Origin of the sequence: Streptomyces sp. NPDC013187 (genome assembly GCF_042899705.1) — a bacterium.
Classification (GTDB): domain Bacteria; phylum Actinomycetota; class Actinomycetes; order Streptomycetales; family Streptomycetaceae; genus Streptomyces; species Streptomyces hawaiiensis_A.
Genome location: NZ_JBIBAF010000020.1, coordinates 107033 through 129171, shown reverse-complemented (window position 1 = coordinate 129171; position 22139 = coordinate 107033). Strand labels below are relative to the sequence as shown.

Sequence of the window (22139 nt, the reverse complement as noted above, 5' to 3'; positions counted from 1 at the left end):
ACGGGGGCACAAACCCGTCGTTAACCGAACGACGAGGGGGCCCGTGACGGACGTACCGGCTGGGGGTAGGCAGGCGATGACTGGGCGGCAGCGGGAAGGGCGGCACAGGCGGACGGGTGCGACGGTCGTCGCCGCCGTGGTCCTGGCCGGGGCGGGGCTGGGATCCGCGGGGTGCTCCGGGGGCGACGCGGCCGCCGGGGACTCCCGCGGCGGGGAAGCGGTCACCGTGCTTCGGCAGTCCGCGGACCGGCTCGTCGGCGCGGGCAGTTCCAAGGCCCGTACGTCGATGGAGATGGCCGCCGGCGGGACCCGGGTGACCATCCGGGGCGCCGGGGTGTACGACTACCGCAAGCGGATGGGGCGGTTGAAGGTCCTGCTGCCGCAGGATCCCGCGGGGGTGGCCGAGCGCCGGCCGATCACCGAACTGCTCGCGCCCGGTGCGCTGTTCATGAAGAACCGGGGTGCCGGTGTGCCCGCGGACAAGTGGGTGCGGGTGGACACCCGGACCCTGTCGGACGGCAATCTCGTCACGGGTGGGGCCACCGACCCGTTCACGGCGGCCGAGGTGCTGCTCGGGACGCGGACGGCGACCTATGTGGGCAGGACGGAGGTCGCGGGAACCGGAGTGCGTCACTACCGGGGGACGGCGGACCTCGCCGACGCGGCCCGGCGGGCGACGAAGGGGAACGCGGAGCCCCTGAGGGCGGCGGCCAAGGGTTTCGCCACCGCAGAGGTGCCGTTCGACGCCTATCTCGACGACGAGGGACGCATCCGCAAGGTCAGGCACCGTTTCAGCTTCCTCAACGGGCAGCAGAAGAGCCCCGTCGCGGTCGCCTCCACGACGCTGCTCTACGATTTCGGGGCCTCGGTGCGCGTACGACTGCCCCGGACCGACGACATCTACGCGGGCAGGATCGCCGAGGAGTGACCGGCGTGAACTAGCCCGTCCGTGCCATGCGCGGTGTGTAGGCCGCTCCCTACTCTAGGAAGTCGGCAACGGCAGAGATGAGGTGATGCACGTGGCTCCGGTCGGCGGTACGGCAGTTCAGGACCACGTGGCCCTCGCCGAGATCGAGCTGTGCGGAGAGCTCATCATCGCGGCCTCGGCCGCCCGCGAGCGGCTCAGCCTGGAGAGCATCGACGAGGTGCTGAAAGTGGCCGAGGAGCGGGACTCCTCCAGGCGCTGACCACGGGTCGCGGGGCCCGGCTCACGTCCGCAGCATGCGGGCGATCGCCTGGGTCGCCTCCTTCACCTTGGCGTCGATCTCGTCACCGCCCTTGAGGGCCGCGTCTGCGACGCAGTGCCGAAGGTGTTCCTCCAGCAGCTGCAGGGCGAAGGACTGCAGGGCCTTGGTGGAGGCGGAGACCTGCGTGAGTATGTCGATGCAGTAGACGTCCTCGTCGACCATGCGCTGCAGGCCGCGGATCTGGCCCTCGATGCGGCGCAGGCGTTTGAGGTGCTCGTCCTTCTGTTTGTGGTACCCGTGCACGCCATGGTCGTGATCGGTCGTCCCGTCCGCACCGGCGGTCTCGGCGCTGCCGGTGGTGACATGTGCGACATCTGTCGTGTCGGTCACGTCCGTCATCGCTTCCTCCTGGTGGGCAGTGGGCCGACATATACCCCTGGTGGGTATATGGTACCGAACTTTGCGGGGTATACGGCCCTGGGAACCGCCCCCGTGCTCATCACTGTGCCCGATGGGCGACACTGGTGGGCGGCCCGATAGCCGTGGCCGGATGTTGCGCCTAGCATCAGCCTGACCGAAACCGAAGCACCCCGAGGACCCCACGTGCGCTTTCGTCTGACCCCCAGGGAGACGAGCTTCTACGACATGTTCGCCGCCTCCGCGGACAACATCGTCACGGGCTCGAAGCTCCTGATGGAACTGCTCGGGGCGGACTCATCCGCCCGGGCCGAGATCGCAGAGCGTATGCGGGCAGCGGAACACGCCGGTGACGACGCCACGCACGCGATCTTCCACCAGCTGAACTCCTCGTTCATCACGCCGTTCGACCGCGAGGACATCTACTCCCTCGCCTCGTCCCTCGACGACATCATGGACTTCATGGAGGAGGCCGTCGACCTGGTCGTCCTCTACAACGTCGAGGAACTGCCCAAGGGCGTCGACCAGCAGATCGAGGTGCTGGCGCGCGCTGCCGAGCTGACGGCCGAGGCCATGCCGCACCTGCGGACGATGGAGAACCTCACCGAGTACTGGATCGAGGTCAACCGGCTGGAGAACCAGGCCGACCAGATCCACCGCAAGCTGCTCGCGCACCTCTTCAACGGCAAGTACGACGCCATGGAGGTGCTGAAGCTGAAGCAGATCGTGGACGTGCTGGAGGAAGCGGCGGACGCGTTCGAGCACGTGGCGAACACGGTGGAGACCATCGCCGTCAAGGAGTCCTGAGCCCTTCATGGACACCTTCGCTCTGGTCGTGACCATCGCGGTCGCGCTCTTCTTCACGTACACCAACGGTTTTCACGACTCGGCGAACGCGATCGCCACGTCCGTCTCGACGCGGGCGCTGACGCCGAAGGCCGCGCTGGCCATGGCGGCGGTGATGAACCTCGCCGGTGCGTTCATGGGCTCCGGGGTCGCCAAGACCGTCAGTGAGGGCCTGATCCAGACACCGACCGGGTCGAAGGGGATGGGCATCCTCTTCGCCGCGCTGGTGGGCGCGATCGTCTGGAACCTCGTCACCTGGTACTTCGGGCTGCCGTCCTCGTCGTCCCATGCGCTGTTCGGTGGCATGGTCGGTGCGGCGCTGGCCGGCGGGACGACCGTCTACTGGAGCGGGGTGCTGGAGAAGGTCGTCATCCCCATGTTCATCTCCCCGGTGGTCGGTCTGCTGGCCGGTTATCTGGTGATGACCGCGATCCTGTGGATCTTCCGGAAGGCCAACCCGCACAAGGCCAAGCGCGGCTTCCGGATAGCGCAGACCGTCTCGGCGGCCGGCATGGCGCTGGGTCACGGTCTGCAGGACGCGCAGAAGACGATGGGCATCGTCGTGATGGCGCTCGTCATCGCCGATGTCGAGGACTACGGCGATCCGATCCCGGTGTGGGTCAAGATCGCCTGTGCCGTGATGCTGTCGCTGGGCACCTACGCCGGTGGCTGGCGGATCATGCGGACGCTGGGCCGGAAGATCATCGAGCTGGACCCGCCGCAGGGCTTCGCGGCGGAGACCACCGGAGCCTCGATCATGTTCACCACGGCGTTCCTGTTCAAGGCGCCCATCTCCACGACGCACGTCATCACGTCGGCGATCATGGGCGTGGGGGCCACCAAGCGCGTCAACGCCGTGCGCTGGGGCGTCGCGAAGAACATCATTCTGGGGTGGTTCATCACGATGCCGGCCGCGGCGCTCGTGGCCGCCGCGTCCTTCGGGATCGTGAATCTGGCGTTCCTGTAGTGCTCGGCGTCGGGGCTGAAAGCGGGGGCGTTGCGCAGCTCGGCGCGACGAGGTGCCGCTGCGCCCACCCGTGCCGCCCTTAGCGGCACGCATGCCCGCAGCTGAGCGCGAAAAGGCCCGCCCCTGGGAGAGGGGCGGGCCCTTTTTCGGCCTCGCGGTGGCACCGCCATGCAGCACCGCGAGGAGACTCGGCAGACCGGATGAGCCGAAGCGGCCGGGTCAGCCGAAGCGGGCGGATCAGCTCAGCCGAAGCGGGCGGATCAGCCGAAGCGGCCGGGTCAGCCGAAGCGGCCGGAGATGTAGTCCTCCGTGGCCTGGACCGACGGGTTGGAGAAGATGCGCTCCGTGTCGTCGATCTCGATGAGCTTGCCGGGCTGGCCGACCGCCGCGAGGTTGAAGAACGCCGTGCGGTCGGAGACGCGGGCCGCCTGCTGCATGTTGTGCGTCACGATGACGATCGTGAAGCGCTCCTTGAGCTCCCCGATCAGGTCCTCGATCGCGAGCGTGGAGATCGGGTCGAGCGCCGAGCAGGGCTCGTCCATGAGCAGGACGTTCGGCTCGACCGCGATCGCACGCGCGATGCACAGACGCTGCTGCTGGCCGCCGGAGAGGCCCGAGCCGGGCTTGTTCAGGCGGTCCTTGACCTCGTTCCAGAGGTTCGCGCCCTTGAGGGAGCGCTCGACGATGTCCGCCAGCTCGCTCTTCTTGTAGTTGCCGTTCAGCCGCAGGCCCGCCGCGACGTTGTCGAAGATCGACATCGTGGGGAACGGGTTCGGCCGCTGGAACACCATGCCGACCTCGCGGCGGACCGACACCGGGTCGATGCCCGTGCCGTAGAGGTCCTCGTCGTCGAGGAGCACCTTGCCCTCGACGCGGCCGCCCGAGGTCACCTCGTGCATGCGGTTCAGCGTGCGCAGGAACGTGGACTTACCGCAGCCGGAGGGGCCGATGAACGCCGTCACCGAGCGCGGCTCGACGGTCATCGAGATGTCCTCGATCGCCTTGTGGGAGCCGTAGTAGGCGGTCAGTCCGCTTACGTCGATTCGCTTGGCCATTACTACTTCACTTCCAAAAGTCTGGGGGTCGCTGTGGGGCCCCGCGCGGCGGTAGCCGCAAATTGACGCTTTAGCGACCGGTCTTCGGGGCCTTCCAGCGGGCGATCCCGCGGGCCACCAGGTTCAGGAGCATCACGAAGGCGATCAGGGTGAGCGACGCCGCCCAGGCGCGGTCGTACGCCGCACCGGAGCCCGCGCTGTTCGCGTACTGCTGGTAGATGTACAGCGGCAGCGAGGCCTGCGCCCCCTCGAAGGGGTTGGCGTTGATGAACGCGTTGCCCCACACCAGCAGCAGGACCGGGGCGGTCTCACCGGTGATACGGGCGATCGAGAGCATGATGCCCGTGGTGATGCCGCCGATGGAGGTCGGCAGGACCACCTTCAGGATGGTGCGCCACTTCGGGACGCCGAGCGCCAGGGAGGCCTCGCGCAGCTCGTTCGGGACGAGCTTGAGCATCTCCTCCGTGGAGCGCACGACGACCGGCATCATCAGGATGGCCAGGGCCAGCGAGCCGGCGAAGCCGAAGGGCTCCATGTCGAACATCAGCATGAGGCTGAGGATGAACAGACCCGCGACGATCGACGGGATGCCGGTCATGACGTCGACGAAGAACGTGATGGCCTTGGAGAGGTTGCCCCGGCCGTACTCGACGAGGTAGATCGCGGTGAGCACGCCGATGGGCGCGGCGATCACCGTGGCGAGTCCGACCTGCTCCAGGGTGCCGAGGATGGCGTGGTAGATACCGCCGCCGGGCTCGGTGTCGGCGACGACGCCCATGGAGTGGGTCAGGAAGTAGACGTCGAGGACCTTCACGCCGCGCGTGACGGTCGACCAGATCAGCGAGGCCAGCGGGACGACGGCGAGCAGGAACGCGACCCACACGAAAGAGGTCGCGATGCGGTCCTTGGCCTGCCGCTTGCCCTCGACGGCCGCGGCGACGGCGTAGGTGCCGGCGACGTAGAGGACGGCTGCGATCAGGCCCCACTGGACGCGGCTGTGCAGGCCGCCGGCCAGGCCGATGCCGACCGCGAGGGCGATCGAACCGGCGGCGATGGCGTACGGGGACCACTTGGGCAGGCGGGCGCCGCGCAGCGTGCTCGGGCCCTTCGGGGTGACGGTCGCGGTGCTCATGCGTTGGCCCCCGAGTACTCCTTGCGGCGGGCGATGATCGCGCGGGCCGCGCCGTTGACCAGCAGGGTGATGACGAACAGGACCAGACCGGAGGCGATCAGCGCGTCGCGGCCGAACTCGGTGGCCTCACCGAACTTGCTGGCGATGTTCTGCGCGAACGTGCCGCCGCCCGGGTCCAGCAGGCTGGCCTGGATGTCGAAGGTCGGGGACAGCACGGTGGCGACGGCCATGGTCTCGCCCAGGGCGCGGCCGAGGCCGAGCATCGAAGCGGAGATGACGCCGGAGCGGCCGAAGGGGATGACCGCCATGCGGATCACTTCCCAGCGGGTGGCGCCGAGCGCCAGGGCCGCCTCCTCGTGCATCTGCGGGACCTGGCGGAAGACCTCGCGGCTCACGTTGGTGATGATCGGCAGGATCATGATCGCGAGCAGGATGCCGACGGTCAGCATCGAGCGGGGGGCGCCGCCCTCCCAGGAGAAGACGCCGGTCCAGCCGAAGTAGTCGTTCAGCCAGCCGAAGAGGCCGTTCATGTGCGGCACGAGGACGAGGGCGCCCCACAGGCCGTAGACGATGGACGGCACGGCGGCGAGCAGGTCGATCACGTACGCGATGGGGCCGCGCATCCGGCGCGGGGCGTAGTGCGTGAGGAACAGCGCGATGGCGACGGCGACCGGGACCGCGATGACCATGGCGACGATCGAGGAGACGACCGTGCCGAAGGCCAGGACGGCGATGCCGAAGTTGGGCGGGACGAGGTTGGTGTCCCACTGGAAGGTCGTGAGGAAGTTGCCCTGGTCCTTGCTGATCGCGAGGGAGGCGCGGTAGGTGAGGAAGACCGCGATCGCGGCCATGATCACCAGCAGCAGGATGCCCGAACCGCGGGAGAGACCGAGGAAGATGCGGTCCCCGGGCCGGGTGGCCCCGCGCGCGGCGCGCTTGTCGACGGTCGGCTGCTGAGCGGGGGGAGGTGCGTCGGTTATCTGTGTGGGTGTGCCCATCGGGTTCTCCGGTCTGCGGAGCCGTACGCGGGGTACGGCCACTGGCGGCGGTGCACCGGACGGTGCGGCCCGGCCCCGGGGAGGGGGCCGGGCCGCACTCGGGTCAGCTCAGGCCCTCGATGGTGGTGCGGACCTGGGAGATGATGTCGGCGGGGATCGGCGCGTAGTCGTTCTCGGAGAGGACCTTCTGGCCGTCCTCGGAGGCGATGTAGCGCAGGAACGCCTTGGTGCCGGGCAGGGTGTCGGACTTGTTGCCCTTGTCGCAGACGATCTCGTACGTGACCAGGACCATCGGGTAGGCGCCCTCGGCCTTGGTGCCGTAGTTCAGCTGCAGGGAGAGGTCCTTGCCCGTGCCGACGACCTTGGCCTCGGAGATCGCCTTGGTGGCGTTCTCGACGGTCGCCTTGACCGGCTGGGCGGCGCCCGTGTCCAGGTCGACCGTCTTCAGGCCGTCCTTGGCGTACGACAGCTCGAAGTAGCCGATGGCGCCGTTGGTCTGCTTCACCTGCTGGGCGACACCGGAGGAGCCGGAGGCGGACTGGCCGCCCTTGGCCTGCCAGGTCTTGCCGCCGTCGTAGGGCCAGTCGCTCTTGGCGGTGGCGATCAGGTACTTGGTGAAGTTGTCCGTGGTGCCGGAGTCGTCCGAGCGGTGGAACGCCTGGATCTTGAGGTCCGGGAGCTTCGCGTCGGGGTTCAGCTTCTTGATCGCCGCGTCGTTCCAGTTGGTGATCTTGCCGTCGAAGATCTTCGCCAGGGTGGGGGCGTCCAGGACGAGGTTGTCCACGCCGTTGACGTTGTAGCCGACCGCGATCGGGCCGCCGACCATCGGCAGGTCGATGCCCTGGCCGCCGTTGCAGACCTTCTTGGAGGCGGCGACCTCGTCGGGCTTCAGAGCGGAGTCGGAGCCGGCGAAGGCGACCTGGCCCTGGGTGAACGCGGTGACGCCGGCGCCGGAGCCGCCGCCCTTGTAGTTGATCTGGAGGCCCTGGCAGGCCGCGGTGAACTGCTTCACCCAGGCGTCGATCGCGTTCTTCTGCGCGGAGGAGCCGTCGGCAAGCAGCTGGCCCTTGGCGTCGTCGCACTTGACGTTGCTCGGCGCGGCGGCGTTGGAGGAACCGCCGCCGGAGGCGCCGCCGGTGTCGTCGGAGCCGCACGCCGTGAGGGCCAGGGCGCCGGAGACGGCGAGAGCACCGAGAGCGAGGGCCCGCCGGTTCATGCGCTGAAGCTTCACTTGAGTTCCTTCCAGGAGCCGCCGTCCTGATCGGCGGCGTGCGAGACGAGGTGTCGCGGACGCGGTCGCACTCAGCAGGACGGCTCGCGTCGGTAAGGCCGAAATTAGGCAGATCAGGTGAAGGCGCCGATGGCCGCAAATGAACGAGGGGTGAACCCCTGCCTAAGGCCTGGTGAGGTAACGGAATGCTTACGGGGAGAGCACGTCGGCATTCCGCTTTTTCGGACGAAACGGGACCGTCCGGTCAACCACCCGCCCGGGGCAGGTGCAGAACGGCGAGCAGCTCCTCGACCAGGGGCCGGTCGTGGGGCTGCGTGAGACGGTCGCGGGCGGCGGCGGGCGCCAGCCACAGCACCCGGTCCACCTCGTCCGTCGGTGAGAACGCGCAGCTCACCGCCTCGGCGGCCCAGTAGCGGACCTGCTTGGGGCGGCCGCCCGCCAGGTAGCGCTGGGTGGACAGCTCGGGGCCCGGCACGGCCCGGCAGCCCGTCTCCTCCGCCACCTCGCGCAGTGCTCCGGCGAGTGCGTCCTCGCCGCGCTTCAGTTTCCCCTTCGGCCACGACCAGTCGTCGTATTTCGGCCGGTGGACGAGACAGAGCTCCGGCTCCCCGGTGGCCGGGGAGCGGCGCCAGAGGACGCAGCCCGCCGCCCGGACGGTGGTGTCCTTGGGAGTGTTCACCGTGTTTCACCGCCTCCTGGTGCCGGGCCCGGTCATGACGCGCCCACGGTCTCCTTCTGCCAGGCCTGCTGGAACGCGAAGCGCGCCGCCTCCACCTCGTGCCGCTGGTCGGCGTGGAGCACGCCGAGGGCGTACGCCGTGGCCGGGGCGATGCGCGGGGTACGGGCCGCCTGGGCCGCCGCTGCCGCCGCCTCCGAGGCGTCGCGGTGCCGGTTCAGCGCCTGGCCCGCGGAGAGCAGGCGCAGATCGACCACGGCGTTGCCCTTCGGGCCGCTGACGGCCTCGCGCGCGTAGCGGTGCAGGCGCAGCAGCAGCCGGACCTGGTGCCACGGGGCGTCCTGCGGGTGCGGGACCGTGTCCGGGGACAGGCCGTGGACGAGGGCCGTGGCGTTGTACGGGTGCCCCGCGGTGAGCAGGGGGAGGGCGGTCACGGCGTCGGCGAGGCGGTCGTGGGCGGCACCGGCCAGGGGGCGCAGGTCGGTGGTGCCGGCGGTCTTGGTGAGGGGGACCTCGCTGGCCAGCACGGCGACCTTGTCCGCGACGGCGTGGAAGCGGCTGCTGCCCAGGGCCTGCAGGGCGGTGGAGTGGGCCCGGGTGCGGGCGAGGGTGAGCTGGCGGTCGAGCAGGGCGCCCGCCTTGGCCGCACCCACGGTCAGGTTGCCGCGTTCCGGTGCGGAGGCCGGTGCGGTGCGCGGCCCGGCGTCGCGGGGTACCGCTCTCTGTGCGACGGGTGCCGCCCCGGCGGCGCGACCGCCCACAGCCGGGGCGGCCGGCTGGGACGGGAGGGCTGTGGAGCCCGACAAGCGGTGCAGGGCCGCCAACAGGCGTTCCAGGCGGGCCGTGTAGGCGTGCTCCATCGCCAAAGTCCCTGACACCCAGGCCAGTTCGGGGCGCATCGTCTCGCACCAGTCCGCGTCGAGGAGGGGCTGGAACGAGTGCAGGCTGGCGCTGATGCGGCGGGCCGAGCGGCGCAGGGCGCGGGCCGCCTCGGCGGACCCCTCGGAGCCGTTCGGCCCCGACCCCGTCTCCCGGTGCAGGCGCAGCGCCCGGAGGAACTCCGTGGCCTGGGCCCGCAGATAGCCCGCGAGGGCGTCTCCGGTGGGGACGGGCCCGCCGTGCCTGGACCGGGGGTCCGTGGGGTCAAGGTGTTGCTGTGCCACGCCGGCGCCTCCGGGCGTCTATGAGCATCTCCTGGACGTTGCGCAGGGGCTGTCCGTCCGCGTCGGTCGCATGCCGGGTCCAGTCGCCGTCCGGGCCGAGGTGCCAGGAGGCGGTGGAATCCGACATGCCGGTCTCCAGCAGCCGGTTCAGGGCCGCCCGGTGGGCCGGGTCGGTGACCCGGACCAGGGCCTCTATCCGGCGGTCGAGGTTGCGGTGCATCATGTCGGCGCTGCCGAACCACACCTCGGGCTCGCCGCCGTTGCCGAAGGCGAACACCCGGGAGTGCTCCAGGAAACGGCCGAGGATCGAGCGGACTCTGATGTTCTCCGACAGGCCCGCCACACCCGGGCGCACCGCGCAGATGCCGCGCACCCAGATGTCCACCGGCACGCCCGCCTGGGCCGCGCGGTAGCAGGCGTCGATGACGGCCTCGTCGACCATCGAGTTGACCTTGATGCGGACGTACGCGGGCCGCCCCGCGCGGTGGTGCTGGACTTCCTTGGTGATCCGCGAGACCAGGCCGTCGCGCAGCGACTTGGGCGCCACGAGCAGGCGGCGGTAGGTCTCCCGGCGGGAGTAGCCGGACAGGCGGTTGAAGAGGTCCGAGAGGTCCGCGCCGACCTGCGGGTCGGCCGTGAGCAGACCGAGGTCCTCGTAGAGGCGGGCCGTCTTCGGGTGGTAGTTGCCGGTGCCGACGTGGCTGTAGCGGCGGAGCGTCTCGCCCTCCTGGCGGACCACCAGCGACAGCTTGCAGTGGGTCTTCAGCCCGACCAGGCCGTAGACCACGTGGCAGCCGGCCTCCTCCAGCTTGCGGGCCCACTTGATGTTGGCGTGCTCGTCGAAGCGGGCCTTGATCTCGACCAGGACCAGGACCTGCTTGCCGGCCTCGGCGGCCTCGATGAGCGCGTCGACTATCGGGGAGTCGCCCGAAGTCCGGTACAGGGTCTGCTTGATGGCGAGGACGTCCGGGTCGCCGGCGGCCTGCTCCAGGAAGGCCTGGACGGACGTGGAGAACGAGTCGTACGGGTGGTGCAGCAGCACGTCCCGCTCGCGCAGCGCGGCGAAGATGTCCGGCGCGGACGCCGACTCGACCTCGGCGAGGTCCCGGTGGGTGCCGGCGACGAACTTGCGGTACTTCAGCTCCGGGCGGTCCAGGGAGGCGATCCGGAAGAGGCCCGTCAGGTCCAGCGGACCCGGCAGCGGATAGACCTCGGCCTCGCTGATCTTCAGCTCGCGCACCAGCAGGTCCAGGACCTCGCGGTCGATGGACTCCTCGACCTCCAGGCGCACCGGCGGCCCGAAGCGGCGCCGCATGAGCTCCTTCTCCAGGGCCTGGAGGAGGTTCTCCGCGTCGTCCTCCTCGACCTCCAGGTCCTCGTTGCGGGTGAGGCGGAAGGCGTGGTGCTCCAGGACCTCCATGCCCGGGAACAGCTCCTCCAGGTGGGCGGCGATGACGTCCTCGATGGGGACGTAGCGGCCCGGGGAGCTCTCCAGGAAGCGGGACAGCAGCGGCGGCACCTTCACCCGGGCGAAGTGCTTGTGGCCCGTGACCGGGTTGCGCACCACGACGGCCAGGTTCAGGGACAGGCCGGAGATGTACGGGAAGGGGTGCGCCGGGTCGACCGCCAGCGGGGTCAGCACGGGGAAGATCTGGTGCCGGAACAGGGTGAACAGGCGGGCCTGCTCCTTCTCCTGCAGCTCGCTCCAGCGGACGAGGTGGATGCCCTCCTCCGCGAGTGCGGGGGCGACGTCCTCGTGGTAGCAGGCGGCGTGCCGGGCCATGAGTTCGCGCGAGCGGGCCCAGATCATCTCCAGCACCTCGCGCGGCTGGAGGCCGGACGCGGAGCGGGTGGCCACGCCGGTGGCGATGCGGCGCTTCAGTCCGGCCACCCGGACCATGAAGAACTCGTCCAGGTTGCTGGCGAAGATCGCGAGGAAGTTGGCCCGCTCCAGCAGGGGGGTCTCGGGGTCCTCGGCGAGTTCGAGCACCCGCTCGTTGAACGCGAGCCAGCTGCGCTCCCGGTCGAGGAAGCGTCCCTGGGGCAGCTGGGGCCCGTCGTACGGCGACTCCTCGTACGCGTCGAGGTCGGCGTCGATGTCGGGTTCCAGATCGGAGACGACGGCCGCCACCGTGTGGGGGCGGTGGGCTGCTATGGAGCCCACTGAGGGCTGCGCGTGCTGGACCTGTGCCTGGGTGTTCGGCTGGCTCATGGACCCATTCTTCCGCGCCGCGAGCATCACGGGCGCGTCGGACAGCGCGGGCGGGAGCGAAGACGTCACATGAGTGCTCCCGTTTCCCTCGGGACCCTCGCGGGGCGGGGGAGGCTCGGGCACGGCGGGATTCATTGGCCGAGCTTCGCAAGCTCGTCTGAATCGATGGTTACGGAGACATGACGTGCGGGACACCGGGGGGCGGCCCCCGGGCGTCCACAGGGCCGGGCGGGCGGCCGGGGCGGCTGCCCACAGGCTGTGGACACTTTCTCGGCGCCGCCGTGCGCCGCCGTGCTTCGCCATCCGCCACGGGGTGTCCCGTTGCCGGCGTCGGGGCGTGCGCCACGGAGTGTCCCCAAAGGGCGGTCCGCGCGTCCATCCCCCCGTGGAAGGACGCGCGGACCAGGCTCACGGGAGGCGGCGGGCCAGCAGGAGGAAGGCGGCGGCCGTCGCGGTGCCGGCCACGGCCAGCAGCAGGCCGCTCTCCACGTACTGGAGCGGCCAGAAGTGGGACTGCGGGTGGAACGTGACGTGGCTGATCTGGACGCCGTCGGGGGCGGGGGTGTCCCAGGTGACCTGGAAGACCGAGCGGGGCAGTTCGATGCTGCCGGGCGCGATACGGCCGACGGTCGGCCAGAGGTCCTCGCGGTGCCGTTCCAGGAGGCTGTGGAGGAGCAGGGAGGCGGCGAGGGCTACGCCCGTGGCCGGGAGGGCCCGGCGCCACACCAGTCCGGCGAGGGCGCCGAGGGCGAGTCCGGCCAGGGCATAGGCCACGGCCACGGGGCCCGTCGACACGAACACGTCCGGGTTGTACCAGTCACCGACCAGGTCGGGATCGCCGTCCCCGCGCGCCCAGACGTTCAGCGGCACGAGCCCGCCGGTGCCGGCGGTGAGCAGTGCGGCCGGGGCGGCCAGCTTCGTGGCGAGCCAGCGCAGGGGGCCGACCGACTGGGTCCACGCGAGCTGGGCGGTGCCGCTCTCCAGCTCGCGGCCGATGAGGGCGCCGCCCGCCCAGGCGGCCACGGGGAACATCACCCAGGACAGGGCGGTGGCGAGCACGGCGATGCCGTTCGCGTACACCTCGTCGGCGGTGATCGCCTCGACCGCCGCGCAGGAGGGGAGCCGGTCCATGGGGGGCGTGGCACAGGCGCTCATGCCGGCCTGCGCCTCGTCGCCGAGGGAGTGCAGCCAGACCGCGGCGGCGGTCGCGGCGGCCAGCGCCAGCAGCGACAGGACGAGGGCCGTGCGGTGGGTCCGCAGCACCGCCCGCAGCAGGCCGCCCCGGTGGAGGGCGGGGCGTGCGGCGGAGGCGGTCGCCGCGGTGAGGGCGGTCATACGGCGGCTCCCGTGCGGCGGCGCAGCAGAACGAAGGCGGTCGCGGCGGCCAGGGCGGCGACGGCGAGGAGGAGGCCGGTCTCCATGATCTGGAGGGGCCAGAAGTGGGAGGCCGGGTGGTAGTCGATGTAGTAGTCGGTGATGCTGGCCCTGGCGTCGCAGCCGGGCTCACCCGAGCACGACGGGATCGGGACGCGGGCGCCGGAAGCGGTCAGGGCGCCGGTATCGACGATCATGCTGTCGATGAAGGGGGTGCCGTCGTCGATGCTCGTCATGGTCGTCTTCACTGGCCACAGGTACGGGCGCAGTGCGCCGAGGACGTAGACGAGTGACATGACGGTCAGGACCGCGACGCCGAGGGCGGGCAGCGTCCGGCGCAGCAGCATCCCCGCCAGGACGCCGAGGGCCAGGGCGGCGAGGGCCTCGGCGGCGGCGATGGTGCCGTTGATCTCGAAGGTGCCGTCGTCGTGCCACCCGCGCCAGCCCATGACGCTGATCGGTGCGCGGTCCGCCGACCACAGGATGCGGTGCAGCAGCGTCAGCGTGAGCGTGCCCGTCACGAGCAGCAGGGCCGGGACCGCGAGCTTGGCGGCCAGCCAGCGGGCCGGGCTGACCGACTGGGTCCAGGCGAGCTGGGCGGTGCCGTTCTCCAGCTCGCGGCTGACGAGGGCGCCGCCCGCCCAGGCCCCGGTGAGCAGCGGGAGGAGCCTGACGAGGCCGATGGCGACCGCCACGGCCGTCTGGTACCGGCTGTTCGCGGGGCCGGGGGAGTCGCAACCCAGGTTCGGGCTGGCCTGGTCGCAGCCCATGGCCGTGTACTCGGCCCACGCGGCGTCCACACCCGGGCCCATCGCCCACAGCAGCGCCCCGGCGGCCACCGCCACCAGCCCCAGCCAGAACAGCAGTGCCGTTCGGTGCAGCCGGAGCATGGCCAGCAGCAGGCCGCGCGACGGCGAGGTGTGCCGGGTGACGGCCGGTGCCGTCACGGTGTCCAGGGCGGTCATACGGCGGCCTCCCGCGCGTCGAGCAGGAGCGGCGGGGCGTCGGGGGAGCGCAGGTGGGCCAGGACGACCTCCTCCAGGGACGGGCGGTCGCCCTGGAATCCGTCGCCGAGCGGGCCCGCGGGCCGGACCAGGGCGGTCAGCTGGCGGCCGGTGGTGCGCGACTCGACCACCGTGTGCGGGTCGAGGGCCTCGCCCGCCCGGCCGGTGACCAGGGTGTGCGCGGCCAGCAGGTCGTCGAGCGGCCCGGCGAGCCGGACGCGGCCCGAGCCGAGCAGCAGCACGTGGTCACAGGAGCCCTCCAGCTCCGCGACGACGTGCGAGGACATGACAACCGTGGTGCCGTGGTCGGCGGCGTCGGCCATGAGCGTGGCCGTCAGCTGGTGCCGGGCGAGCGGGTCGAGGTCGGCCATCGGCTCGTCCAGCAGCAGCAGTTCGGGGCGCTTGCCGAGGGCGAGGGCGAGCGCGACGCGGGTGCGCTGGCCGCCGGAGAGCGCCCGGATCTTCGTGTCGGGGTCGAGGCCGCCCTCCGCGACGATCCGTTCGGCGACCCGGGCGTCCCAGCGCCGGGGGTTGAGGTCACGGCCCAGCCGCAGGGTCCCGGCGATGGTGAGCTGGGGATACAGCGGCTTGTTCTGCGCGACGTAGGCGAGGCGCTCGCGGGCCGCGGCCGGGGTCGTGCCGAGCACGGTGATGCTGCCCTCGGTGGGGCGGAGCAGCCCGGCCGCCAGCGCGAGCAGGGTGGACTTGCCCGCGCCGTTGGGGCCGGTGAGGGCGCAGACGCGGCCCGCGGGGAGCCGGAAGGCGCAGCCGTCCAGGGCCGGAGCACGGCGTCGTCCGAACCTCCTGCCCAGCCCCGCCGCCTCGATGGCGGTGTCGGTCATGCGTCCCCCTTGAAGTCTGCGAAATGCGCGTCGAGTACGGATGTGAAGAGGGCGGCCACGTCCTCGCGCTCCAGCCCGGCCTCGCGGGCCCGGACCGCCCATGCGTCCAGATCGGCGCGCAGCGGGGAGTCGGCGGGGGCGGTGCTCAGGGCCTTGCGGACGAACGTGCCCAGTCCGCGGCGGGCCTCGACCAGGCCCTCGCGCTCCAGCTCCCGGTAGGCCTTGAGGACCGTGTTCGGGTTGATGGCGGTGGCCTCCACGACCTCACGGGCCGTCGGGAGCTTGTCGCCCGGCTCCAGCAGGCCCAGGCGCAGGGCCTGTTTGGTCTGCTGGACGATCTGGACGTAGGTGGCGACGCCACTGCGCCGGTCGATGCGGTACTCGACCACTGCTGCACCACCCTTTCACTAATTGAGTAGTGAAAGGGTGGTGCAAGGGGGTGGGGAAAGTCAAGCGTGCTTTCGTGAACCGTTCGGACCGGGCCGTCCGATGAGGAGACGTGAGCGATACGAGAAGCGACGGGGAGCTGCTGCGGGCCATAGCCGCGGACGCCGACCGGCGTGCCTTCGAGGAGCTGTACCGGCGCTACGCGCCATGGCTCCGGGCCCGGTTGCGGGGGCGGTGCGCCGATCTCGGGGTCGTCGACGACGTGGTGCAGGAGACGTTCCTCGCGGTGTGGCGGGGCACGGCCCGCCACCGGCAGGAGGGCCACTCCCCGGACGCGGCCGGGTGGCTGTGGCGCATCGCCTCGCGGCGGCTGGTGGACGCGCTGCGGGGCGACGGGGCGCGGGGGCGGCTGCGGCAGGCCCTGGCGCGGCTGCGGCACCGGGACGAGGTGTCGGCGGAGGAACGCGTGCTCGCGGGGGTGGAGCACGGGGACCTCGCCGGCGCGCTGGTCCGGCTGTCGCCGGAGCTGCGGGCGGTGCTGCAGGCGACCGTCATCGACGGGCTGACCACCCGTGAGGCGGCCGTGCTGCTCGGGATACCGCCCGGGACGGTCAAGACGCGGGCCATGCGGGCCCGGAAGCAGTTGAGGGAGGCGTTGGCATGAGCTGGCACGTGCCGGAAGAGGACCTGCGGGCCTACGTCCGAGGGGAGCTGGCGGCTCCCGCGCTCTGGTCCGCCGACGCGCATCTGACCTCCTGCGCCCGGTGCCGCGGGGCGCTGGCCGAGGTCGGTGACCCGGTCGCCCTCGACGCCGGGTGGGAACGGCTCGACGCCGAGCTGGACGCGCCCCGGACGGGGCTTCTGGAGAAGCTGCTCGTGCGGATGGGCGTGGCCGGGCACACCGCGCGGCTGCTGGCGGCGACGCCGGTGCTGCGGCGGTCCTGGCTGGGGGCGGTCGTCGCCGTGCTGCTGCTGAGCGTGGCGGCCGGGCATGCCGTGCGCGACGGGGAGTTCCCCACGCTGTTCCTGGCCCTCGCGCCGCTGCTGCCGCTGGCGGGCGTGGCGCTGTCGTACGGGCCCGCGCTGGACCCGACGTACGAGATGGCCGTCGTCGCGCCGATGCACGGGTTCCGGCTGCTGATGATCCGGACCGTGGCCGTGCTCGCCGTCGTGCTCGCGCTGAACGGGCTGGCGACCCTCGCCCTGCCCGCCTACGGGCTGCGGGCGCTGGCCTGGCTGCTGCCCGGGCTGGCGCTGACGTCGACCGGACTCGCGCTGATGCCCCGTCTCGGGCCGGTGCTCGCACCGGCCCTGGTGGGCGGGGCGTGGGCCGGGCTGCTGCTGACCGCCGACGCGCTGCGGACGGGGGCGGATGTGCCGCTCGCGCCGTTCACCGTGGCCGGGCAGGGCGTGTCGGCCGTGGTCGCCGCTCTCGCCACCGGGCTGCTCTTCCTGCTTCGTGACCGATTCGACCTCTTCCAGGGACGTGCCGTATGACCACGACCGTGTCCGCCTCCGGGCTGAGCCTCCGCTACGGCGGTACCCGGGCCCTCGACGACGTGTCGCTGCGGCTGACCGCCGGCGTGACCGGGCTGCTCGGGCCCAACGGCGCCGGCAAGACCACGCTGCTGCGGGTGCTCGCCACGGCCCTGCCCGCCGACCGGGGCGCCTTCACCGTCCTCGGGCACGACCCGGCCACCGCCCGCGGCCGGCAGGAGGTTCGGCGGCGGCTGGGCTATCTGCCGCAGACGCCGGGCTTCCACCCGGACTTCTCCGCCTTCGAGTTCGTCGACTACGTGGCGATCCTCAAGGAGATGACCGACCGGAGCGTCCGGCACCGGGAGGTGCGGCGGGTGCTCGACGAGGTCGGTCTGGCGGACGTGCGGGGCAAGCGCATCCGCAAGCTGTCCGGGGGCATGCGGCAGCGCGTCGCCCTGGGAGCGGCCCTCGTCGGCGGTCCCGGATTCCTGGTGCTCGACGAGCCGACCGTCGGGCTCGACCCCGAACAGCGCATGCGCTTCCGCGAGTTGATCGCGGACGCCGGTGAGGGGCGGACGGTCCTGCTGTCCACCCACCAGACGGAGGACGTGGCGATGCTCTGCCACCGCGTGATCGTCATGGCCGGTGGCCGGATGCGGTTCGAGGGCACTCCGGCCGAGCTGACCGCGCGGGCCGCGGGGCGCGTGTGGAGCAGCACCGAGCGGGACCCGGGCGCGAAGGCGGGGTGGCGCACGGGCACCGGCTCCTTCCGGAACGTCGGCGATCCGCCGGCCGGCGCCGAACTGCTCGAACCCACCCTGGAGGACGGCTACCTGCTCACCCTCGACGACGCCGGAGCGGAGGTGGCGGCGTGACCACGCTCGTGGAGAAGCCGGTCGCGTCCGCGATACGGAACGCGCCCGGCGGGTCCTTCAAGGCCGTGCTCGCTCTGGCCTTGTTCGAGTCCCGTCGGCTGCTGACCCGGATCCCGGTGCTCCTCGCCTTCGCCGTGTACCTCGGCTGGACCGTGTGGCGCGCCGGCAAGGCCTGGGGCGACTACCCGGCCCTCCAGGACGCCGACCGGGCCACCCAGAGCGCGCCGATGCTCGTCGGCCTCGCGGTCCTGCTGTCCGTCAACCAGGCCGCCCTGCGCTCCCGACGGCACGGCACCGAGCGGCACTTCGCGGTGCTGGTGCTCCCGCACTGGTGCCGTACGGTCGCCCACGCCCTGTCGGTCGTGGCCGCGGCCCTGGTCACCGCCGTGTGCGTGGCCGGGCAGTTCGGCCGGGAGGCGCTGCGGCCCGGGGCGGTCGGGCACGGCTCGGTGGGAGAACTGCTCGTGGGGCCGCTGACGGTGCTGCTGTTCGGACTGGCCGGGCTGCTCGTGGCAGGGCTGGTGCGGTCCCCTCTCGCCGCGCCGCTGCTGGTGGTGCTCTTCCTGTTCCTGTTCCTCTTCTTCCCGGGCCTGGACTCCGGGGCGAGGTGGCTGCTGCCGGCAGTCGAGGAGGGGGCCTCCAACACCCTGCCGTCGGACGTGATGGGCCGGCCCGCCGCCTGGCACGCCCTGTACCTCGCCGGACTGGCCCTGTTCCTGGGCCTGATGGCGGTCCTGGTCGCCGGTGGCCGCAAGCCGGTCGTCATGGCCGGTGCCGCCGGAGCGCTCGCCATGACGCTGGTCGGCGGAGCGGTCCAGTCGGCGGGCGAATCCCCCGAGCTGGTCAAGGCGCGCGAACGCGCCACCGTGCACCCCGAGCAGGTGCAGTCCTGTGTCCGCCGGGACGGCTCCACCTACTGCGCGTTCCCCGAGTGGGGGCCGCGGGTCGCGGACTGGGCCGGGGTGGTGGACCGGGTCCGGTCCCTGGCCGGGGGTGGCGCCCACGAACAGGACGTCGTCGTACGGCAGCGGGTCGACGCGCGCTACGGCCTTTCCGGTGACGCCGCTCTGGACCCCCTGAAGCGCCCGCACGAGGTGACGGTGGGCACCCAGTGGGGCGGCAACCGCGTCCCCGAGTTCTCGGCCGCCGTGGCCGGTGTGCTCATCGCGGGCGACGAGAAGGCCGCGACCTCCATCTGCGACGGCCGCATCGTGCCCCTCATGTGGCTGGCCGTGGGCTGGGAGTCCGACCCGCTCGACGCGCTGCGCAGGGTCCGCCTCAACGACACCGTCACCGGCTCCGACTCCGTGCTCCAGCCCACGGACGGGCTGTACATGACCGAGGCCCAGACCGAGGTGCTGCGCGCGCTGCTCGACCTGCCCCACGCCGAGGCAGGCGCACGGGTCAAGGACCGGTGGGACGAACTCACCGCACCGAAGATCACCGCCGCCCGGGCCGCCGAGCTGCTGGGCCTGCCCGCCCCCGAGGGGGAGGACAAGTGCCTTTGACCCGGCAGCTGGTGCTCCCCGTCCACCGGACGGTGCCGTGGGGCACGGTCGGCGCGGCCGGGGCGGCGGGACTGCTGCTCGCGGCGCTGACCCGGACCGGTGAGAGCGCGGAACGGCTCTCCCTGTACCTGCTGCGGGCCGCGATCCTCGCCTTCGCGGTGGGCCTGGCCTTCCTCCTGGACGACCCGGCACGGCACACCACGTCCACTGTGCCGACCCCGCGCCCGGTCCGTGTCGCCCTGCGGACGGCCCTCGCCGTCCCGGCCGCGGTGACCTGGTGGACGGTGGCACTGCTGCTCGTGCCGCCGGACGTACGGCCCCCGGTCGGCGCCCTCACGCTGGAGGCGGGGGCCGCCTTCGTCCTGGCGGTGACCGGGGCGGCGGCCGCGGTGCGCTTCAGCGAGGTCACCCGGCCCGGACTGCCGGTCGCGGTCGGGCTGTTGGCCACGGCCGTCCTGGCGATGCTGTTCTGGCCCGGCCGCTGGGCCCTGTTCGTGCCGGTGGAGGACGAGCGGTGGGCGGCGGCGCACGAGCGGTGGGGCGTGGTGCTGGCCGGGGCGGTGGTCCTCGGCGCGGTGTGCGCGATCGAACCTCTGCGGCGGCGGGTGCGGCTCTAGAAGGGCCGGGCACATCGAGTGGTTGTGCAGAAGGCCGCATCCGTCCTTGTGGGCCGTGATCGCCGAGGCTCTCCGACAACCAGTGGTTGTGGGGCTAGTCTGCCGCCGTGGATCTCAAAGCTGTGCGCGCCTTCGTCGCGATCGCCGACTCCGGGCAGTTCCAGAAGGCCGCCGTGGACTTGGCCCTCACCCAGCAGGCAGTGTCCAAGCGGATCGCCGCGTTGGAGAAGGACCTCGGCGTGCGGCTGCTGGTCCGGACGCCGCGCGGGGCGGAGCTCACCATCGACGGGCAGGCGCTCCTGCCGCACGCCCGGGTACTGCTCCAGGCAGAGGAGCGGGCGGCGGCCGCCGTGCGGCCCGGGAGCCGGGCGCTGCGGGTGGACGTCGTCGGGCGCCGGGCCGCCCCCGGCGGGCTGGTGCAGGAATTCCACCGGGCGCACCCGGAGATCGCGCTGGACGTCGTCACGCTCTTCGACGTGGAGACGGCCGTGGCCGCCGTGCGGGACGGAGCCGTGGATGCCACGTTCCGTGCCGTCACCATGCCCGGACACCGGGTCCCCGACGGCATCGCCGCCCTCCCGGTCCTCGACGAGCCGATGCACCTGTGCGTCGGCCCCGACCACCCGTTCGCCCGGGCCCCCTGGGTGACGCCGGAGCAACTGGCCGGGCACCGGATCTGGATGCCGGGCAACGTGCCCGGCACCGAGTGGCACGCCTACTACGAGGCGCTGGCCGCCGAGTTCGGGCCGGTCATCGACACCATCGGGCCCAACTTCGGCCTCGAAGCGCTCCTGGACACCATCGCCGGTTCCCCGACCGTGGCGACCTTCCTGAGTGAACGCACTCCGCATGTCTGGCCCGTGGGCCACGACCTGCGGCTCGTTCCCCTGCGCGACCCGGTCCCGGCCTATCCGCACTCCCTGCTCTGGCGCGCGGACAACCCCCACCCGGGCCTGACCGCCCTGCGCGCCCACCTGGCGGCACAGCCCCGGCTCACGGAGGGCAGGACCTGGCGCCCGTCCTGGGCGGAGTCACCAAGGCCCGAGTGAGCGGACCGAGACTGTCGGGGCCACTCGCTTCTCGGCCAGTGTCGTGCTTTGGGGGAGGTGCTGCGCGTCGCGACGAGCCGGGGCGAGCGCATCACCCACCGGCGACGACCTGACCCGGAACCTCCCGACGGCTCCGTCACGTCTCCGTGCGGTACATGAGGTCCACCTCGTGCGTGACGAACCCCAGCCGCTCGTACACCGACACCGCCGCGGAGTTGTCGGCGTCGACGTACAGCATCGCCGTCGGCAGCCCCTGCCCCGCGAGGTGGCGCAGCCCGATCGTGGTCAGGGACTTGCCGAGGCCGCCGCCCTGCGCGCCGGGGCCGACGCCGAGCACGTACACCTCGCCCAGGCCCTCCTCGGCGTGCACCTTGGTCCAGTGGAAGCCGACGAGTTCGTCGCCGCGGAAGGCGAGGAAGAAGCCCGCCGGGTCGAACCACGGCTCGGCCTTGCGGTCGTCGAGGTCGCGCTGGGTGAGGGAGCCCTGCTCGGGGTGGTGTGCGAAGGCGGCGGCGTTCACCGCGAGCCAGGCCGCGTCGTCCTTGCCGGGGACGAAGGCGCGGACGGAGACGCCCTCGGGGAGCACCGGCTCGGGCGCGTCGAAGTCGGTCAACGAGCGCCGCATCTGCCGCAGTTCCCGGAAGAGTGTGAGGCCGAGGACCTGCGCGAGGTGCCGGGCGGCGGAGTGCCCGCCGTGCGCCCACACCCGCAGTCGCTTCCCCGAGGCGGCCAGCAGCGCCGAGCCGAGCGCCCGCCCGTGCCCGTGTCCGCGATGCCCGGGATGCACCACCAGTTCGGCGGCCGGCGGCTCCACCGGGTCCGTGTCCTCCAGTTGGGCGTAACCGACGAGTTCCCCACCGGCGGTGAGCAGCAGATGGGACACGCCCTCCCGCTCCCCGCCGCGCAGCTGCAACCGGCCCTGTTCGGACACCGCCTGCTGCCCGTCGGTCCGGGCCGCCTCGTCGAGCAGTCCGAGCACGGCATCGGTCTGCTCCGCGGAGAGCGCGGCAAGGGTCTCGATCGAGCGGGGGTGGCCCGGCCTTACGGTGTCGTCGCTGGTCATGCGTACGAGGGTACGGGGCACCACCGGCAAATCGGCGGCAAAGAAGCAACCAGGCCG

Annotated in this window: 23 protein-coding genes; 10 read left to right on the top strand and 13 right to left on the bottom strand. The window is 72.0% G+C overall.

Translation table 11 applies throughout. The features are described 5' to 3' along the window. The first annotated feature begins 76 nt into the window (after positions 1–76). Together ACFY5B_RS34420 and ACFY5B_RS34415 are read left to right on the top strand one after the other, a co-directional pair. Positions 77–928, top strand: a complete 852-nt coding sequence (locus ACFY5B_RS34420) for a hypothetical protein (protein WP_389977432.1) — start codon at positions 77–79, stop codon at positions 926–928. 91 nt (positions 929–1019) lie between these two features. Beyond that, complete coding sequence (locus tag ACFY5B_RS34415; RefSeq protein ID WP_350705544.1) at positions 1020–1187, top strand: hypothetical protein; 168 nt, start codon at positions 1020–1022, stop codon at positions 1185–1187. A gap of 21 nt (positions 1188–1208) precedes the next feature. On the opposite strand, the gene ACFY5B_RS34410 is transcribed toward ACFY5B_RS34415, so the two are convergent. Then, a complete protein-coding gene (locus ACFY5B_RS34410; RefSeq protein WP_389977429.1) occupies positions 1209–1586 on the bottom strand; it encodes a metal-sensitive transcriptional regulator in 378 nt (125 codons plus the stop codon). 204 nt (positions 1587–1790) lie between these two features. On the opposite strand from ACFY5B_RS34410, the gene ACFY5B_RS34405 reads away from it, so the two are divergent. Both ACFY5B_RS34405 and ACFY5B_RS34400 read left to right on the top strand, forming a co-directional pair. Then, entirely contained in the window at positions 1791–2411 is a 621-nt protein-coding gene (locus tag ACFY5B_RS34405; protein ID WP_142162335.1) for a DUF47 domain-containing protein, read from the top strand. A 7-nt stretch (positions 2412–2418) separates the two neighbouring features. After that, a complete protein-coding gene (locus ACFY5B_RS34400) occupies positions 2419–3417 on the top strand; it encodes an anion permease (protein WP_389977426.1) in 999 nt (332 codons plus the stop codon). A gap of 278 nt (positions 3418–3695) precedes the next feature. On the opposite strand, the gene pstB is transcribed toward ACFY5B_RS34400, so the two are convergent. The 11 genes from pstB to ACFY5B_RS34345 form a co-directional block, all read right to left on the bottom strand. Next, positions 3696–4472, bottom strand: coding sequence for a phosphate ABC transporter ATP-binding protein PstB (gene pstB / locus ACFY5B_RS34395; protein ID WP_031105672.1), 777 nt, complete (start codon positions 4470–4472; stop codon positions 3696–3698). 70 nt (positions 4473–4542) lie between these two features. Then, positions 4543–5604, bottom strand: a complete 1062-nt coding sequence (gene pstA / locus ACFY5B_RS34390) for a phosphate ABC transporter permease PstA (RefSeq protein WP_389977422.1) — start codon at positions 5602–5604, stop codon at positions 4543–4545. Beyond that, on the bottom strand, positions 5601–6602 hold the full coding sequence (gene pstC, locus ACFY5B_RS34385; RefSeq protein WP_389977419.1) for a phosphate ABC transporter permease subunit PstC: 1002 nt from the start codon (positions 6600–6602) through the stop codon (positions 5601–5603). Before pstC ends, pstA begins: the two co-directional genes overlap by 4 nt. Before the next feature lie 103 nt (positions 6603–6705). Further along, positions 6706–7833: a phosphate ABC transporter substrate-binding protein PstS gene (gene pstS / locus ACFY5B_RS34380; protein ID WP_389977416.1), complete on the bottom strand. Its 1128-nt coding sequence runs from the start codon at positions 7831–7833 to the stop codon at positions 6706–6708. A gap of 244 nt (positions 7834–8077) precedes the next feature. After that, a complete protein-coding gene (locus ACFY5B_RS34375; protein ID WP_389977412.1) occupies positions 8078–8512 on the bottom strand; it encodes an NUDIX hydrolase in 435 nt (144 codons plus the stop codon). Between the two features lie 32 nt (positions 8513–8544). Further along, on the bottom strand, positions 8545–9672 hold the full coding sequence (locus ACFY5B_RS34370; RefSeq protein ID WP_389977409.1) for a CHAD domain-containing protein: 1128 nt from the start codon (positions 9670–9672) through the stop codon (positions 8545–8547). Then, positions 9653–12019 (bottom strand): RNA degradosome polyphosphate kinase, encoded by a 2367-nt coding sequence (locus ACFY5B_RS34365; protein WP_389977406.1) that lies wholly within the window; start codon positions 12017–12019, stop codon positions 9653–9655. Before ACFY5B_RS34365 ends, ACFY5B_RS34370 begins: the two co-directional genes overlap by 20 nt. Before the next feature lie 273 nt (positions 12020–12292). Continuing rightward, on the bottom strand, positions 12293–13219 hold the full coding sequence (locus ACFY5B_RS34360) for a hypothetical protein (protein WP_389977403.1): 927 nt from the start codon (positions 13217–13219) through the stop codon (positions 12293–12295). Continuing rightward, positions 13216–14223, bottom strand: coding sequence for an ABC transporter permease (locus ACFY5B_RS34355; protein WP_389977400.1), 1008 nt, complete (start codon positions 14221–14223; stop codon positions 13216–13218). The genes ACFY5B_RS34360 and ACFY5B_RS34355 overlap by 4 nt, the downstream gene beginning before the upstream one ends. Then, complete coding sequence (locus tag ACFY5B_RS34350; RefSeq protein WP_389977397.1) at positions 14220–15104, bottom strand: ABC transporter ATP-binding protein; 885 nt, start codon at positions 15102–15104, stop codon at positions 14220–14222. Before ACFY5B_RS34350 ends, ACFY5B_RS34355 begins: the two co-directional genes overlap by 4 nt. Further along, the gene (locus ACFY5B_RS34345; RefSeq protein WP_104787686.1) at positions 15101–15493 is read right to left on the bottom strand and encodes a GntR family transcriptional regulator; all 393 of its coding nucleotides are present in this window, start codon (positions 15491–15493) and stop codon (positions 15101–15103) included. Before ACFY5B_RS34345 ends, ACFY5B_RS34350 begins: the two co-directional genes overlap by 4 nt. Positions 15494–15603: 110 nt before the next feature. Here ACFY5B_RS34345 and ACFY5B_RS34340 point away from each other — a divergent pair, with 110 nt between their 5' ends. The 6 genes from ACFY5B_RS34340 to ACFY5B_RS34315 all read left to right on the top strand — a co-directional run bounded on the left by ACFY5B_RS34340 (position 15604) and on the right by ACFY5B_RS34315 (position 21019). Next, entirely contained in the window at positions 15604–16155 is a 552-nt protein-coding gene (locus ACFY5B_RS34340; RefSeq protein ID WP_351628267.1) for an RNA polymerase sigma factor, read from the top strand. Continuing rightward, positions 16152–16988 carry a zf-HC2 domain-containing protein gene (locus ACFY5B_RS34335; RefSeq protein WP_389977392.1) on the top strand — a complete coding sequence of 279 codons (837 nt, stop codon included), beginning with the start codon at positions 16152–16154 and terminating at the stop codon, positions 16986–16988. Before ACFY5B_RS34340 ends, ACFY5B_RS34335 begins: the two co-directional genes overlap by 4 nt. Then, on the top strand, positions 16985–17845 hold the full coding sequence (locus ACFY5B_RS34330; protein WP_389977389.1) for an ABC transporter ATP-binding protein: 861 nt from the start codon (positions 16985–16987) through the stop codon (positions 17843–17845). The genes ACFY5B_RS34335 and ACFY5B_RS34330 overlap by 4 nt, the downstream gene beginning before the upstream one ends. Next, a complete protein-coding gene (locus ACFY5B_RS34325) occupies positions 17842–19353 on the top strand; it encodes an ABC transporter permease (protein WP_389977386.1) in 1512 nt (503 codons plus the stop codon). Before ACFY5B_RS34330 ends, ACFY5B_RS34325 begins: the two co-directional genes overlap by 4 nt. Then, positions 19344–19970, top strand: a complete 627-nt coding sequence (locus ACFY5B_RS34320; protein WP_389977384.1) for an ABC transporter — start codon at positions 19344–19346, stop codon at positions 19968–19970. The genes ACFY5B_RS34325 and ACFY5B_RS34320 overlap by 10 nt, the downstream gene beginning before the upstream one ends. 107 nt (positions 19971–20077) lie before the next feature. Beyond that, positions 20078–21019, top strand: coding sequence for a LysR family transcriptional regulator (locus ACFY5B_RS34315; protein ID WP_389977381.1), 942 nt, complete (start codon positions 20078–20080; stop codon positions 21017–21019). Positions 21020–21155: 136 nt separating this feature from the next. On the opposite strand, the gene mshD is transcribed toward ACFY5B_RS34315, so the two are convergent. Then, the gene (gene mshD, locus ACFY5B_RS34310; RefSeq protein ID WP_389977378.1) at positions 21156–22082 is read right to left on the bottom strand and encodes a mycothiol synthase; all 927 of its coding nucleotides are present in this window, start codon (positions 22080–22082) and stop codon (positions 21156–21158) included. Positions 22083–22139: the final 57 nt, after the last annotated feature.

Excerpts from the sequence above, each read along its gene's own strand:
- ACFY5B_RS34420 (WP_389977432.1), top strand. The coding sequence starts at position 77 with ATGACTGGGCGGCAGCGGGAAGGGCGGCACAGGCGGACGGGTGCGACG.
- ACFY5B_RS34410 (WP_389977429.1), bottom strand. The coding sequence starts at position 1,586 with ATGACGGACGTGACCGACACGACAGATGTCGCACATGTCACCACCGGC.
- ACFY5B_RS34400 (WP_389977426.1), top strand. The coding sequence starts at position 2,419 with ATGGACACCTTCGCTCTGGTCGTGACCATCGCGGTCGCGCTCTTCTTC.
- pstB (WP_031105672.1), bottom strand. The coding sequence starts at position 4,472 with ATGGCCAAGCGAATCGACGTAAGCGGACTGACCGCCTACTACGGCTCC.
- pstA (WP_389977422.1), bottom strand. The coding sequence starts at position 5,604 with ATGAGCACCGCGACCGTCACCCCGAAGGGCCCGAGCACGCTGCGCGGC.
- pstC (WP_389977419.1), bottom strand. The coding sequence starts at position 6,602 with ATGGGCACACCCACACAGATAACCGACGCACCTCCCCCCGCTCAGCAG.
- ACFY5B_RS34365 (WP_389977406.1), bottom strand. The coding sequence starts at position 12,019 with ATGAATCCCGCCGTGCCCGAGCCTCCCCCGCCCCGCGAGGGTCCCGAG.
- ACFY5B_RS34360 (WP_389977403.1), bottom strand. The coding sequence starts at position 13,219 with ATGACCGCCCTCACCGCGGCGACCGCCTCCGCCGCACGCCCCGCCCTC.
- ACFY5B_RS34355 (WP_389977400.1), bottom strand. The coding sequence starts at position 14,223 with ATGACCGCCCTGGACACCGTGACGGCACCGGCCGTCACCCGGCACACC.
- ACFY5B_RS34350 (WP_389977397.1), bottom strand. The coding sequence starts at position 15,104 with ATGACCGACACCGCCATCGAGGCGGCGGGGCTGGGCAGGAGGTTCGGA.
- ACFY5B_RS34335 (WP_389977392.1), top strand. The coding sequence starts at position 16,152 with ATGAGCTGGCACGTGCCGGAAGAGGACCTGCGGGCCTACGTCCGAGGG.
- ACFY5B_RS34330 (WP_389977389.1), top strand. The coding sequence starts at position 16,985 with ATGACCACGACCGTGTCCGCCTCCGGGCTGAGCCTCCGCTACGGCGGT.
- mshD (WP_389977378.1), bottom strand. The coding sequence starts at position 22,082 with ATGACCAGCGACGACACCGTAAGGCCGGGCCACCCCCGCTCGATCGAG.